At 66.5% G+C, this 13,930-nt stretch carries 13 protein-coding genes; 10 read left to right on the forward strand and 3 right to left on the reverse strand.

The features are described 5' to 3' along the window. The first annotated feature begins 69 nt into the window (after nt 1-69). Genes GV027_RS09770 through GV027_RS09780 form a run of 3 tightly spaced genes read left to right on the forward strand, consistent with a single transcriptional unit; the run spans nt 70 to nt 4,496 of the window. Nucleotides 70-2,589 (forward strand): penicillin-binding protein 1A, encoded by a 2,520-nt coding sequence (locus tag GV027_RS09770; RefSeq protein WP_159511733.1) that lies wholly within the window; start codon nt 70-72, stop codon nt 2,587-2,589. 57 nt (nt 2,590-2,646) lie between these two features. Further along, the gene (gene prfB, locus GV027_RS09775) at nt 2,647-3,774 is read left to right on the forward strand and encodes a peptide chain release factor 2 (protein ID WP_159511734.1); all 1,128 of its coding nucleotides are present in this window, start codon (nt 2,647-2,649) and stop codon (nt 3,772-3,774) included. Nucleotides 3,775-3,776: 2 nt separating this feature from the next. Further along, a complete protein-coding gene (locus GV027_RS09780; RefSeq protein WP_159511735.1) occupies nt 3,777-4,496 on the forward strand; it encodes a class I SAM-dependent methyltransferase in 720 nt (239 codons plus the stop codon). 34 nt (nt 4,497-4,530) lie between these two features. On the opposite strand, the gene GV027_RS09785 is transcribed toward GV027_RS09780, so the two are convergent. Next, nucleotides 4,531-4,926, reverse strand: a complete 396-nt coding sequence (locus tag GV027_RS09785) for a JAB domain-containing protein (RefSeq protein WP_107045959.1) — start codon at nt 4,924-4,926, stop codon at nt 4,531-4,533. 82 nt (nt 4,927-5,008) lie between these two features. Between GV027_RS09785 and GV027_RS09790 the strand changes: the two genes are divergently transcribed. The 7 genes from GV027_RS09790 to GV027_RS09820 all read left to right on the forward strand — a co-directional run bounded on the left by GV027_RS09790 (nt 5,009) and on the right by GV027_RS09820 (nt 11,961). Then, complete coding sequence (locus tag GV027_RS09790; protein ID WP_159511736.1) at nt 5,009-5,803, forward strand: thymidylate synthase; 795 nt, start codon at nt 5,009-5,011, stop codon at nt 5,801-5,803. 87 nt (nt 5,804-5,890) lie between these two features. Then, entirely contained in the window at nt 5,891-6,409 is a 519-nt protein-coding gene (locus GV027_RS09795; RefSeq protein WP_031395906.1) for a hemerythrin domain-containing protein, read from the forward strand. A 166-nt stretch (nt 6,410-6,575) separates the two neighbouring features. Beyond that, nucleotides 6,576-7,040, forward strand: a complete 465-nt coding sequence (locus GV027_RS09800) for a dihydrofolate reductase (RefSeq protein WP_031440006.1) — start codon at nt 6,576-6,578, stop codon at nt 7,038-7,040. A 127-nt stretch (nt 7,041-7,167) separates the two neighbouring features. Further along, the gene (locus tag GV027_RS09805; protein ID WP_159511737.1) at nt 7,168-8,091 is read left to right on the forward strand and encodes a bifunctional riboflavin kinase/FAD synthetase; all 924 of its coding nucleotides are present in this window, start codon (nt 7,168-7,170) and stop codon (nt 8,089-8,091) included. A 73-nt stretch (nt 8,092-8,164) separates the two neighbouring features. Further along, complete coding sequence (ileS, locus tag GV027_RS09810) at nt 8,165-11,059, forward strand: isoleucine--tRNA ligase (RefSeq protein ID WP_159511738.1); 2,895 nt, start codon at nt 8,165-8,167, stop codon at nt 11,057-11,059. Further along, a complete protein-coding gene (gene lspA, locus GV027_RS09815) occupies nt 11,052-11,555 on the forward strand; it encodes a signal peptidase II (RefSeq protein WP_031395901.1) in 504 nt (167 codons plus the stop codon). Before ileS ends, lspA begins: the two co-directional genes overlap by 8 nt. Beyond that, entirely contained in the window at nt 11,548-11,961 is a 414-nt protein-coding gene (locus tag GV027_RS09820) for a DUF3035 domain-containing protein (protein ID WP_031440002.1), read from the forward strand. Before lspA ends, GV027_RS09820 begins: the two co-directional genes overlap by 8 nt. Before the next feature lie 218 nt (nt 11,962-12,179). Here GV027_RS09820 and GV027_RS09825 read toward each other — a convergent pair whose 3' ends face one another. Further along, on the reverse strand, nt 12,180-13,028 hold the full coding sequence (locus tag GV027_RS09825; protein ID WP_031395899.1) for a TorF family putative porin: 849 nt from the start codon (nt 13,026-13,028) through the stop codon (nt 12,180-12,182). A 222-nt stretch (nt 13,029-13,250) separates the two neighbouring features. After that, nucleotides 13,251-13,904 carry a 5,6-dimethylbenzimidazole synthase gene (bluB, locus tag GV027_RS09830; protein ID WP_159511739.1) on the reverse strand — a complete coding sequence of 218 codons (654 nt, stop codon included), beginning with the start codon at nt 13,902-13,904 and terminating at the stop codon, nt 13,251-13,253. Nucleotides 13,905-13,930: the final 26 nt, after the last annotated feature.

A 13,930-nucleotide genomic window follows, 5' to 3' on the forward strand; every position in this document is an offset into this window, starting at 1 on the left:
TGCCCACCCCCCACTCCGCCGAACGCGGCTGGCAAGGACGCGCGAACCTGCTAGACGCGGGGCACGAATATGGCGTCCGATCCTTCCCCAAACTCTTCGACGGCGACCCGCCGGACCACCGACAGGCTGCGCGGCAGTGTCGCGCGCGTCTGGGCGAGCCGCTGGACCAAGGCGGCGCTCGCGTTGTTCGGCCTCGGGCTGATCGCGCTGTTCGGCTTCTGGCTGATCGTCGTCCGCGACCTTCCTTCGGTCGATACGCTGCGCACCTACGAACCGCCCTTGCCGACCAATGTGCGCGGGATCGATGGGGCCCCGATCCACAGCTATGCGCGCGAACGTCGCGTCGAGCTCAGCTTCGCCGAATATCCGCCAATGCTGATCAATGCGTTCCTGGCGGCGGAGGACAAGTCGTTCTTCGAGCATCACGGCGTCGACTTTCCGGGACTTGCCGGCGCGGTCTTTGACTATGTCTCGAAGATCGGCAGCGGCCGACGCGCCCGCGGCGGATCGACGATCACGCAGCAGGTCGCCAAGAACCTTCTGATCGGCAACGAATACTCGCCGACGCGCAAGCTGCGCGAAGCGGTGCTGGCGTATAAGATCGAGGATACGCTGACCAAGCCGCAGATCCTCGAACTCTATCTGAATCAGATCGCGCTTGGCCGGAACGCGTTCGGCGTCGAAGCCGCCAGCCACGCCTATTTCGACAAGGACCTCGACCAGCTCGATCTCGCCCAGATCGCCTATCTCGCGATCCTGCCCAAGGGTCCGTCGAATTACGATCCGGTGCGCTATCACGACCGCGCAATGACGCGGCGTAACTATGTGCTCGACCGGATGCTCGAGAACGGGTTCATCACCCGCGCGCAATTCGACGCGGCGAACGCCGAACCGCTGGGCGTCGTGCTGCGACGCACGCCGCGGTTTGAAAGCGTCGGCGGCTATTTCGTCGAGGAAGTCCGCCGCCAGCTAATGGCCAAGTTCGGCGAAAGCGCGAAGGACGGACCTTACAGCGTCTACTCGGGCGGCCTCTGGGTGCGGACCTCGTTCGACACGCGGTTGCAGGATCTGGCGCAGCAGGCCTTGCGTGATGGCCTGGTCCGCTTCGACAGCGGGCGCGGCTGGAACGGGCCGATCCGCCATGTCGAGATCGAGGACGACAACTGGCTCCAGCCGCTGCTCAACAGCAACATCGCGCTCGATTACCGCAACTGGGTCGCGGCGATCGTGACCGGCAAGGACGGCAATAGCTGGAACCTCGGCTTCCGCACCGGCAAGACCGGCACGCTGCCGCGCTATGCCGCGCAGATGGCGGTGCGCGGCAAGGGCGGCAATGCGTTCGGGGCGATCAAGACGGGTGACATCATCGCGGTCGCGCCCGAAGGCGGCGAGTTCGCGCTCCGGGCGATCCCCAAGGTTTCGGGTGCATTCGTCGTCGAGGAGCCTGCCAGCGGCCGCGTGCTTGCGATGCAGGGCGGCTTCGACGACCGGCTCCAGGCGTTCAACCGCGCCACCCAGGCGATGCGCCAGCCTGGATCGACGATCAAGCCGATCGTCTATTCCGCCGCGCTCGACAACGGCATGACGCCCGCCTCGATCATCGTCGACGGGCCGTTCTGTGTCTATCAGGGCGCACGACTGGGGCAGAAATGCTTCCGCAACTTCGGCAATTCGCGCGGCGCCGGGCCGCACACGATGCGCTGGGGCATCGAACAGTCGCGCAACCTGATGACGGTCCGCGCCGCCGCGCAGACCGGCATGCCCAAGGTCGTTGCCACCATCAAGAAGATGGGCGTCGGCGATTACGCGCCTTATCTCTCCTTCGCGCTGGGCGCCGGCGAAACCACCGTGGGGCGGATGGTCAACGCCTATTCGATCCTCGCGAACAACGGCAAAGGCGGGCCGCCGTCGCTGATCGACTTCGTCCAGGATCGGCACGGCAAGGTGATCTGGCCCGAGAACTGGCGCGCCTGCGACCGGTGCAACGCCCCCGACTGGGACGGCAAGTCGATGCCGCGTCCGGTCGCGCGCCAGCGCCAGGTGCTCGACGCGATGACCGCCTATCAGATGGTCCACATCACCGAAGGCGTGGTGCAGCGCGGCACCGCGGTGACGCTGCGCGATCTCGATCGGCCGATGTTCGGCAAGACGGGCACGAACAATGGCCCGACCGACGTCTGGTTCATCGGCGGAACCCCGCAATATGTCGGCGGGCTGTATATCGGCTTCGATACGCCGCGGAACCTTGGCAGCGCAGCGCAGGGCGGCACGCTGGCGGCGCCGATCTTCAAACAGTTCGCGGTCAAGGCCTATGCCGATCTGCCCAAGCTGCCATTCCGCGCACCCGCGGGCATCCGGATGGTCCGGATCGACCGGGGGAGCGGCCGTCCGGTCTATGGGACATGGCCGAACACCGATGATCCCAAGCCGGGCGTCATCTGGGAAGCGTTCAAGCCCGAAAGCGAACCGCGGCGTGCCGCGCGCCGTGCGGGCCCCGCTCCCACCACCACCACCGCGCCGACCGCCGCCCCCAAGGCAGAGGCTGCGCGCGACAGCGATTTCTTGCAAAGACAGGGCGGAATCTACTAGCCGTCCCCATATTCCGGGTCCGGCTGTTCATGCCGGTCCCAACACTGGAGAATACCCATGCGCGCCGAAGCGCAGGCTCACGTTGACACCATCAAGGACGCGCTGGCGCTGTTGCGCCGTTTTCTCGACTGGGACCGCGCACTGCGTCGTCTCGACGAGCTGAACGCGCGCGTCGAGGATCAGGCGCTCTGGTCGGACCCCAAGGCTGCGCAGGAGGTGATGCGCGAGCGTCGTCGTCTCGACGAGGCGATCGGCGCGACGCGTGCGATCGAGAGCGAGCTCAACGACACATCCGAGCTGATCGAAATGGCCGAGGCCGAGGGCGACACCGCGATGGAAGCGGACGGCGTCGCCGCACTCGCCGAACTTGCCGCCCGCGCGGACAAGGACAAGATCAAGGCGCTGCTCGCGGGCGAGGCTGATGCCAACGACACCTATATCGAGGTCAATGCCGGCGCCGGCGGGACCGAAAGCCAGGACTGGGCCGGCATGCTCAGCCGGATGTATTCGCGCTGGGGCGAACGCCACGGGCTGAAGGTCGAACTGGTCGACCAGCATTCGGGCGAGCAGGCGGGGATCAAGTCCGCGACGCTGCTGCTGAAGGGCGAGAACGCCTATGGCTATGCCAAGACTGAGAGCGGCGTTCACCGGCTGGTGCGGATCAGCCCGTATGATTCCGCGGCGCGTCGTCACACGTCGTTCGCCAGCGTCTGGGTCTATCCGGTCGTCGATGACAATATCGAGGTCGAGTATAACGAGAGCGACCTGCGTATCGATACGTATCGCGCATCGGGCGCAGGCGGCCAGCACATCAACACGACCGACTCGGCCGTGCGCATCACGCACGTCCCGACAGGCATCGTCGTCCAGTGCCAGAACCAGCGATCGCAGCACAAGAACAAGGCCGAGGCCTATAACCAGCTTCGCGCGCGGCTCTATGAACGCGAGCTCGCGATCCGCGAGCAGGCGGCCAATGCCGAGAATGCGTCGAAGACCGATATCGGCTGGGGCCACCAGATCCGGTCCTATGTGCTGCAGCCGTACCAGATGGTGAAGGACCTGCGGACCGGCGTGGTCTCGACCAGTCCGTCGGACGTGCTCGACGGCGATCTCGAGGCGTTCATGGCCGCCGCGCTGTCGCAGCGTGTGACCGGCGAAGCGGTCGAGGTGGAGGACGTCGATTGAAGATGACGCGCGTCCTGGCCCTGCTGCTGTCTCCGTTCTGGCTGCTGGCGGCATGCGATGGCAGCAAACCGCTGATCCAGCATGAACCCAAGGATGCGGACTCCTTCCCCGCCGCCGACCGGCCGGTCGCGTCGATCGTCTCCGCGCGCTGGTCGAACGAGGAGGCGCGCGACCGGCTGAACGAAGCGGGCGAGGTCATGACCAAGGCGGATATCCGCAAGGGCATGACCGTCGCCGATATCGGCGCAGGCGAGGGCTATTACACGATCCGCGCCGCCGCGCGGGTCGGCAAGGACGGTCGCGTTCTCGCAGAGGACATCGTCGCGAGCGTGCGCGACCAGCTGGCGGAGCGCGTCGCGCGCGAAGATCTCGCCAATGTCAGCGTGCGGCTCGGTGAAGCCAATGATCCGAAGCTGCCCCCGGCGAGTTTCGACCGCGTGCTGATGGTGCACATGTACCATGAGATCGAGCAGCCCTATGAATTCCTGTGGCGGCTTCGCCCTTCCCTGAAACCCGACGGACTCGTCGTCGTCGTCGATGCCGATCGCGAGACGCGCAACCACGGCACGCCGCCCGCACTGCTCAAATGCGAGTTCGCGGCGGTCGGCTATACGCAGGTCGACAGGGACGAGATGCCGTCGGCGGGCGGCTATATGGCCATGTTCCGTGCGACCGGCCCGCGCCCCGCGCCCGAGGCGATCCGCGCCTGCCGGACGAAATAGCGCCACCGGGTGGAGCAGGTGTTGCTCCGGACCGTCAGACCACCCCCATCGCGCGCAGGCTCGCCACCCGGTCGCCAGCGATCACCACGTGATCGAGCAGCACGACCTCCACGGTCCGCAACCCGGCCGCCAGCGCACGGGTAAACGCCACGTCGCGGGTACTCGGGGTCACGTCCCCGCTCGGATGATTGTGCGCGATCACCACCCCCTGCGCCGCGAACGCCAGCGCATCGGCAGCGATACTGCGTACCGCGATCCGCACCTGATCGCGCCCGCCCGCCACATGCCGCATGCCCAAAAGCCTCCGATTCGGATCAAGATAGGCGACCGCCACCGCTTCGGTCGCTGCATGCCCGAGCCTTGCGAACAGCGCGCACGCCGCTGCAAGGTCGGCAATGATCGGAGCGGAGGCGGGCGAGGCGGGCACCACCTCGACTGTCGCATCGCCGCCCCTGTCGCATCCACAACTGCATCCGCTTGAGCGATCCGTCCCGCACCGCTAGGCCGTCGCGATGCGCCAATATCTAGACCTCATGGACCGCGTGCTCTCGACCGGAGTCGAGACGATGGACCGCACCGGCACGGGCACGCTCAGCGTCTTCGGCGCGCAGATGCGCTTCGATCTGGCGCAGGGCTTTCCCGTGCTGACGACAAAGAAGCTTCACCTGCGCTCGATCATCGTCGAACTCCTGTGGTTCTTGCGCGGCGACACCAATGTTCGCTGGCTGCAGGACCGCAAGGTCGCGATCTGGGACGAATGGGCGGACGAGAGCGGCGATCTCGGCCCCGTCTATGGCAAGCAATGGCGCGACTGGGTGGCCGGCGACGGTCGCCATATCGACCAGATCGCCGAGCTGGTCGATCAGATCAAGACCAACCCTGCCTCGCGCCGCCAGATCGTCTGCGCGTGGAACCCGGGCGATCTGCACGCCATGGCGCTGGCCCCCTGCCACTGCCTGTTCCAGACGCATGTCGCCAACGGCAAGCTCTCGCTCCAGCTCTACCAGCGCTCGGGCGACATCTTCCTTGGGGTCCCGTTCAACATCGCCAGCTACGCACTGCTGACGCGCATGCTCGCGCAGCAATGCGGACTCGAGGTCGGTGAGTTCATCTGGACCGGCGGCGACTGCCACCTCTATTCGAACCATCTCGAGCAGGCACGACTGCAACTCGGCCGCACCCCCGGCCCGCTCCCGCGGCTCGAGATCGTGCGCACGCCCGACTCGATCGATGCGTATGAGTATGAGGATTTCGTACTCCACGATTACGTCGCGCAGCCGCACATCAAGGCACCCGTCGCGGTCTAGACCCGCCGCCCGAACAGAGAGCGAATCGCAATAGGAACCCGTGACGGCGCGCGCGGTTGACCGTCCGAACCCATTCGGAAGGCCATCATGGACATCACCCAGCTCATCCTCGACGAACATGCCCAGCAGCGCGCGCTGTTCGCCCAGATCGACAGCATCGACGCCAAGGACACCGAGGCGCTTTCGGCACTGTGGACCCGCCTCAAGAACCTGCTCGACGCGCATGCCGAGGCGGAGGAGCGCTTCTTCTACCCGCGGCTGATGAAGATCGGCACCGGCGGCAACGACGCCGACTCGGCCGCCGAGGAGACCGAGGATGCGATCGAGGATCACAACGACATCCGCGAAACCGGCGAAGCGGTCGACAAGCACCCGGTCGGCTCGGACGCGTGGTTCGAGGCGGTCGGCGAATGCAACAAGGCGAACAGCGATCACCTCGCCGAGGAAGAGCGCCAGGGCCTGACCGACTTCCGCAAGCATGCGACGCTGGAAGAGCGGCACGAGCTGGGCGTCCGGTTCGCGGCGTTCGAGGCGAACCACCTGAACGGCGTGAAGGTAGTCGAGAAGGATCCCGAGGCGTACGTCAAGGAACACGCCCCGAACTGATCCACCCGCTTCTTACCACCCCGGCGCAGGCCGGGGACCAGGTAGAAAGTTGGTGGTAACGGAGCGCCGTCCTTCACCACCGACGTCCCCCAACTGGGCCCCGGCCTTCGCCGGGGCGGTGATACAAGCATAGCCCCCCGCCCCCATATCCGCCATGATGCGCCGCATGATCACCTTCTACCTCGCCCGCGCCAGCAACGGCGTCATCGGCCGCGACGGCCAGCTCCCCTGGCGCCTCCCTGCCGATCTCAAGCGCTTCAAGGCGCTGACGATGGGCAAGCCGATGGTGATGGGCCGGAAGACGTTCGAGAGCTTTCCGAGCCCCCTCCCCGGCCGCCGCCACATCGTCCTCACCCGCGGTCACTGGCACGCCGACGGCGCGGAAGTGGCGCATTCGATCGACGAGGCGCTCGCGATGGCCGGGGACGACGTCGCGGTCATCGGCGGCGCGCAGATCTATGCGCAGCTGCTCCCCCATGCGGACCGGATCGAGCTCACCGAAGTCCATGACGAACCCGAAGGCGACGCCATCGTCCCCGCGTTTGACGGCTGGCACGAGATCGCCCGCGAAGATCACCCGGGCGAAAAACAGCGTCCACCCTACAGCTTCGTCACCCTCACTCGCCGGTAAAGACTGTTCCCCGGCGACGGCGGGAGCTCGGACTGGACTCCCGCCTTCGCGGGACAACAAGGAGGCGCGGGAGACAACGACACGGAAGGACTATCGTCATCCGCGGCGTCTGGGTACTGACCCGTGCATGCAACGGCTCGACGGTGGCGCATCCATCCCTTCGCATCTGGCGAACGGGATCGTGGCGCTGGGTAATTTCGACGGATTCCATCTCGGTCACCAGGCGGTGGTCGCGCGCGCGATCGCGTGGGCCAAGGCGGAGGGTCGCCCCGCGCTGGTGGCGACGTTCGATCCGCATCCGGTCCGCCATTTCCGCCCCGATACGCCCCCCTTCCGCCTCACCACGCTCGACCAGCGCGAACGGCTGTTCGCAGACGCTGGCGCCGATGCGATGGTGGTGTTCCATTTCGACGGCGATCTCGCTGCGCTGACCGCCGAGCAGTTCGTCGCCGACCGGCTCGAACGCAATCTGCGGATCGGCGGCGTGGTGACGGGCGAGGACTTCACCTTCGGCCACGCCAAGAGCGGCACGGTCCACACGCTCGCCGCGCGCGGCCCGGTCCACGGCTTCCGGGCGGAAACCGTCGGCGCGGTTGCGCTGGATGGCGAGACGGTGTCCTCGACCCGGATCCGCGAGGCGCTGCGTGCCGGCGACATCGCGACCGCAACTCGGCTGCTGACGCGTCCGTTCGCGATCGAGGGCGTGGTGCAGCATGGCGACAAGCTCGGCCGCACGATCGGCTATCCGACCGCCAATCTCGACATGGGTAACTATCTGCGCCCCGCCTACGGGATTTACGCGGTGACCGGCCGGCTGGAGGACGGCCGCGTGCTGAAGGGCGCGGCGAACCTCGGCATCCGCCCGAGCTTCGATCCGCCGAAGGAACTGCTCGAGCCGCATTTCTTCGATTTCGCCGAGAACCTGTACGGGCAGACGATCGAGGTCGCGCTGATCGACTATCTGCGCCCCGAGGCGAAGTTCGACAGCCTCGACGCGCTGATCGCGCAGATGGACATCGACTGCGACCGCGCGCGCACCATTCTCGGCTAACCGCGGCGGCGCCGGTGCGTGCGGGAGGGGGGATGGCAACGGGCCCCCGGCTCGGCTACAGCCCGCCCCACCTATGACCGACGCACCCGCCCCCGCCGCGCGCGATTATCGCGACACCGTCTTCCTGCCGAAGACCGACTTCCCGATGAAGGCCGGTCTCGCCGCCAAGGAGCCGGCGATTCTAGAGCGCTGGGCGAAGCTCGGCATCTACGACCGGCTGCGCGAACAGCGGCTCGGGCGCGAGCGGTTCATCCTGCACGACGGCCCCCCGTACGCGAACGGCGACATTCACATGGGCCATGCGATGAACAAGGTCCTGAAGGATATCATCGTCCGCTCGCAATCGCTGATGGGCAAGGACGCGCCCTATGTCCCCGGCTGGGACTGCCACGGCCTGCCGATCGAGTGGAAGGTTGAGGAAGCGTATCGCGCGAAGAAGCTGAACAAGGACGACGTCCCCGTCGACCAGTTCCGCGCCGAATGCCGCGCCTATGCCGAAAAATGGGTCGACGTGCAGAAGGGCGAGTTCGAGCGGCTCGGCGTGATGGGCGACTGGGCCGATCCGTACCTGACGATGAAATACGATGCCGAGGCGACGATCGTCGGCGAACTGCTCAAATTCGCCGAAAGCGGCCAGCTCTACCGCGGTGCGAAACCCGTGATGTGGTCGCCGGTCGAGAAGACCGCGCTCGCCGAGGCCGAGGTGGAGTATGAGGACATCGTCTCGACGCAGATCGACGTTGCCTTCGAGATCGTCGACGCGCCGCTGCCTGGCATGATTGGCGCTTATGCAGTCATCTGGACGACGACCCCGTGGACGATCCCTGTTAATCAAGCCCTCGCTTATGGTCCTGAGATTCAATACGTGCTGCTCTACGAAGAGAAGCACGATCGGAAGTATTTAGTCGCACAGAAGCTCGTAAATGAGTTTCTCCACCGCCTTAGCAAGACCCGCGCTGGCGACGATAAGCCGGAAGTCATCAGCAGTGCTTTTGCATTCGGTAGGGATCTGGAGGGCACTGTAGTACGCCACCCGATGCACGCACTCGGCGGCTTCTTTGCAAAGCCCCGCCCGTTCCTCCCCGGCGACTTCGTCACGACCGACGCGGGCACCGGGCTCGTCCACATGGCGCCGGATCACGGCGAGGACGATTTCGAGCTCTGCAAGCAATACGGCATCGATCCGGTCTTCGCGGTCGACGGCGCAGGCATGTATCGCGCAGACTGGGCCTGGCTGGGCGGGCAAGGGTCCGTCATCAACAAGAAGTTCGTGGCCGCCGACGGCCCGATCTGCACCGACCTGCGCGCGACCGGCGCGCTGCTCGCGGCGAGCGACGACTTCAAGCACAGCTACCCGCATTCGTGGCGTTCCAAGGCCAAGGTGATCTTCCGCGCTACGCCGCAATGGTTCATCCCGATGGATGCGGCGACGTCGGTCGGGATCCAGGGTGCTTCGACTTCGCTCAGCACGAACGGGGTTGGGGATTCGGCCGCACCCCCGTTCGCCCTGAGCGAAGTCGAAGGGGCTGGGTCGAGTAACCGCGCAACCCTCCGCGAAATCGCGCTCGACGCGATCGCCGCGACCACCTGGATCCCTGCGCGCTCGGAAAACCGGATCACGTCGATGGTGCAGGGTCGCCCCGACTGGGTCATCTCGCGCCAGCGCGCTTGGGGCGTCCCCATCGCGTTGTTCGTCAACCGCGCCACCGGCCAGTATCTGAACGACCCCGCGGTCAACGCGCGCATCGTCGAAGCCTTCCGCCAGAACGGCGCGGATGCGTGGTACGCCGACGGCCACCAGGCGCTGCTCGGCCCCGACTATGCGCTCGCCGACTATGAGATCGTGAAGGACATCCTCGACGTCTGGTTCGATTCGGGCTGCACACACGTCTTCACGGTCGAAGCGCGCTACGGCGAAGGCACCCGCGCCAACCTGTACCTCGAAGGGTCGGACCAGCATCGCGGCTGGTTCCAGTCGAGCTTGCTCGAAAGCTGCGGCACGCGCGGTCGCGCACCCTATGACGCGGTCCTCACCCACGGCTTCGCGCTCGACGGCCAGGGCCGCAAGATGTCGAAGAGCCTCGGTAACGTCGTCGATCCGCTCAAGATCATCGGCGAGAGCGGCGCGGACATCCTGCGCATGTGGGTCGCCTCGACTGACTATTTCGACGACGTGAAGATCGGCAAGGAGGTGCTCGCCACCGCGTCGGATTCCTACCGCAAGCTGCGCAACACGTTCCGCTACATGCTCGGTGCGCTCGAAGGCTTCGACGAGTCGGAACGCGTCGCGGTGTCCGACATGCCCGAGCTCGAGCGCTATGTGCTCCACCGTCTCGGCATGATCGACACCGAACTGCGCCAGGCGGCCGAAGGCTATGAGTTCAACCGCTACACGCGGCTGCTGACCGACTTCGCGAACGAGGACCTGTCGGCGTTCTTCTTCGATATCCGCAAGGACTCGCTCTATTGCGACGCGCCCGGCGACGTGAAGCGCCGCGCGTACCGCACCGTCCTCGACGTGCTGTTCCACGCGCTGGTCCGCTACGCCGCGCCGGTGCTGTGCTTCACCGCGGAGGAAGTCTGGCAGTCGCGCTTCCCGAGCGACGACAGTTCGGTCCACTATCTCGAATGGCCGTCGCTGCCGTCGCTCGACGCGGACGACGTGGTCGGCGCCAAGTGGCAGGAGATCCGCGCGCTGCGCGTCGCCGTCACCGAGGCGATCGAGCCGTTGCGCCGCGAGAAGACCGTGCGGTCCAGCCTCGAGGCCGAGATCACCGTCCCATCGATGCTGCTCGACGCCGACGCTCTGGCCGAGGCGTTCATCGTCGCCAAGGTCACGCCGGGCGATGCGGTCACCGTGACGCGCACCGACTTCCACAAATGCGGCCGCTGCTGGCGCCACCTCCCCGAGGTGACCACCGACGGCGAGCTTTGCGACCGGTGCGAAGAGGTGGTGGCGCATGCGTAATCTGCCAAAGGCCGGCTTCGGGGCGGCGATCGCGCTGTTCCTCGCCGACCAGCTCAGCAAATGGGCGGTGACGCGTCCGCTCGGGATCGATTCGCTCGGCGATGCGCAGACGATCACGTCGTTCTTCGACCTGCGCTTCGTGCCCAATATCGGCATCTCGCTCGGGTTGCTGCCCGCCGATGGCCATCTGACGCGCTGGGCGCTGGTGCTGCTGACGGGGGCGATCTCGGTCGGGGTCGCAATCTGGATGACGCGCGAAAAGAACCGGGCAGATCAGATCGCGCTGGGCTTCGTGCTCGGCGGTGCGGTCGGCAATATCCTCGACCGGATCCGGCTCGGTTATGTCGTCGATTTTGCCGACCTGCATATCGGCGAGTGGCGCCCGTTTTTGGTCTTCAATGTCGCGGATGCAGCGATTACTGTCGGCGTGCTCGTCCTGCTTGTCCGGGCGCTGCTCGTGCGCGAGAAGCCCCCTGTGGAGAATTCCCATGCGTAAGTTTGTGCCCCTGGCTGCCGGTCTGGCGAGCGTCGCGTTGCTGTCCGGCTGTGGCGCCGGCAAGAGCCTCGATCGTGCGCGACCCGACGAGTTCGCCGTCGCCCGCCAGGCTCCGCTGGTGATCCCCCCCGATTTCGCGCTGGTCCCGCCGCAGCCGGGTGCTGCACGGCCGCAGGATACCGCCGCGAACGCACAGACGCTCGACGCGCTGTTCGGCGGCACCGCCGCGCGCAGCCCTGCCGAAGCCGGCGTGCTGAGCGAAGCTGGCCCCAGCGCCGCCGATCCCGGCATCCGGTCGAGCGCAGGCGATCCCGGCACGACCGTGATCGACAAGGGCTCGACCACGCGCGACATCGTCGCCGCCCCCGAAGGCGACGGCCAGGATGCGCGCGCAACCGCCAACTGAGCGGTTGCTGCAAGACGTGAAAAAGGGCGGCTCCCGCAGGGGGGCCGCCCTTTTTCGTGTTCGGTCGATGGCCACCCCGCCCGCCCCTGCTCCGTAGGATACCCCAGCTTCCGCTGGGGTGACGAGAGGGAGGCAGGAAGCGACCGTGCAAAATGCCGCAACCGCGCGCTCCCGCCATCCCAGCCGAACGCCAGGACGACGACAGCACCCGCGCTACGTCAGAACGCGGCGGTCAGCGACGCCAGCACCTTCCCGTTGGCGATCGAACCGACGCCGTCCTGCCCACGGCTGAAGCTCGGCTGGAGATACGCCGACTCCGCCTTGCTGATGTCGGTATCGACATAGGCGACGCCCAAGGTCAGCGGCGTGCCTGGAATCACGTAATCGGCACCCACCAGCCAGTCGAAATATTCCCCCGTCGGCGACACGCTGGTGGCGAATGGCCCGAGCCCCTTGTTGCCATTCGAATAGCCGACATGCGCCTTTACGGTCAGGCCGGTATCGGGAATGCCGCTGCTGACATCGCCCCACAGGTAGAGGTTCGAATCCTTGGCGTTGACGCGGTCATAGACCCCGTTGGCGGCCGAGGTGCCGTTCGAATACCAGGGGCCCAGTGCCTGCTGCTTGGGCGCATAGGCGACGCCCGCGGTCAGCGCGACCGGGCCGGCGGTGCCCGAGAGCTTGGCATAGGGCTCGATGAAGTCGGTATTGTCGAAGCCCGACGGGTACATGTACCACGTCGCGCCGACGTCGAGCGTGCCGCCACCGACGGGAAGCTTGTACCCGGCAATCAGGTCGAGCTCCATGTTGGCGCCGCCGAACGTGCCCCAGCCGGCGAGGTTCGATCCCCAGGTGCCGATATAGACGCCGCTCTTGTGCGCGATCGTGATGCCGCCCTGGACCGCGAGATTTTCGTCCGACTGCGACACGCCGCGAAAGCGATAGTCGCTGACAAGTCCGACCGATCCGCTGACCGTGACGTCCTTGGGTGGCGCCGTATCCTGCGCGAACGCAGGGGGTGCGGCAGCCAGCGCGAGGCCGCCGAAGAGGATAGTGGAGAAGCGCATCGTTTCCCTTTCGAAACTGGAAATTCGATGTCCCCGCCTGCACCCGCGGACGCCGCATCTATCGAGGCATGGCCTCCGAGCGCGGTCTTTCCTGCGGTGACAAATGAATGACAGTCGTTGATGCAGTGCACAAGCGATTATTGCGCCAGGCGCGGTGTTGACGCCATGGATGTTGCGCACCGGCCACACCGTCTCGGTCGCAACGCTCGGGCGCGCGCCGGCCTATCGACGCAGGATCGGCGTGCGACGCGGCGCTTCCCAGCCCTCGCGCGCCAATTCGGGCATGTCCGCGTCGCTTTCGGGATAACCGAGGCAGAGATAGCCGACAAACCGCCATCCCTCCGGCACGCCCGCGATGTGCGCGATCCGCACGGGGTCGAGGATCGAGACCCAGCCGAGCCCGATCCCCTGCGCGCGCGCCGCCAGCCACAATGTGTGGATCGCGATCACGGCGGAATAGGCGACGCTTTCCGGCATGGTCTGACGCCCCAGACCATGACCCTGGCTAGGATCGGGTTCGACGAACACCGCGATGTGGACGGGCGCCTGCTCCAGCCCGGCGAGCTTCAACCGGGCGTAGAGTGCGGCACGCGCCTCGTCTTGCCCGGCCAGCGCGGCGGCGTTGCAGGCGGTAAAGTCCGCGCGGATCGCGTCGCGTCGCGCGGGGTCATCGATCGTGACGAACCGCCAAGGCTGGCTGAGCCCGACCGACGGCGCGGCGTCGGCGATCGCGAGCATCGCGTCGACTGCGCCCGCGGGCAGCGCGTCGCGCCGGAACCGGCGGACATCGCGGCGCCAGCGGAACAGCAGGTCGAGCCTGGCCTGAAACGCCGTATCGAAGACCGGGCCTTCAGCGTCGGGCGGTTCTGTCTGCATGACCGCCACGCTGTACCCGCTCACGT

Source organism: Sphingomonas sp. T1 (assembly GCF_902506585.1).
Lineage (GTDB): Bacteria > Pseudomonadota > Alphaproteobacteria > Sphingomonadales > Sphingomonadaceae > Sphingomonas > Sphingomonas aerolata.

What these genes read in the sequence shown, in the direction of transcription:
- ileS (WP_159511738.1), top strand. Translation starts at nt 8,165, where the DNA reads ATGACCGACGCACCCGCCCCCGCCGCGCGCGATTATCGCGACACCGTC.
- GV027_RS09800 (WP_031440006.1), top strand. Translation starts at nt 6,576, where the DNA reads ATGATCACCTTCTACCTCGCCCGCGCCAGCAACGGCGTCATCGGCCGC.
- lspA (WP_031395901.1), top strand. Translation starts at nt 11,052, where the DNA reads ATGCGTAATCTGCCAAAGGCCGGCTTCGGGGCGGCGATCGCGCTGTTC.
- prfB (WP_159511734.1), top strand. Translation starts at nt 2,647, where the DNA reads ATGCGCGCCGAAGCGCAGGCTCACGTTGACACCATCAAGGACGCGCTG.
- GV027_RS09770 (WP_159511733.1), top strand. Translation starts at nt 70, where the DNA reads ATGGCGTCCGATCCTTCCCCAAACTCTTCGACGGCGACCCGCCGGACC.
- GV027_RS09780 (WP_159511735.1), top strand. Translation starts at nt 3,777, where the DNA reads ATGACGCGCGTCCTGGCCCTGCTGCTGTCTCCGTTCTGGCTGCTGGCG.
- GV027_RS09820 (WP_031440002.1), top strand. Translation starts at nt 11,548, where the DNA reads ATGCGTAAGTTTGTGCCCCTGGCTGCCGGTCTGGCGAGCGTCGCGTTG.
- GV027_RS09825 (WP_031395899.1), bottom strand. Translation starts at nt 13,028, where the DNA reads ATGCGCTTCTCCACTATCCTCTTCGGCGGCCTCGCGCTGGCTGCCGCA.
- GV027_RS09805 (WP_159511737.1), top strand. Translation starts at nt 7,168, where the DNA reads ATGCAACGGCTCGACGGTGGCGCATCCATCCCTTCGCATCTGGCGAAC.
- bluB (WP_159511739.1), bottom strand. Translation starts at nt 13,904, where the DNA reads ATGCAGACAGAACCGCCCGACGCTGAAGGCCCGGTCTTCGATACGGCG.
- GV027_RS09795 (WP_031395906.1), top strand. Translation starts at nt 5,891, where the DNA reads ATGGACATCACCCAGCTCATCCTCGACGAACATGCCCAGCAGCGCGCG.
- GV027_RS09790 (WP_159511736.1), top strand. Translation starts at nt 5,009, where the DNA reads ATGCGCCAATATCTAGACCTCATGGACCGCGTGCTCTCGACCGGAGTC.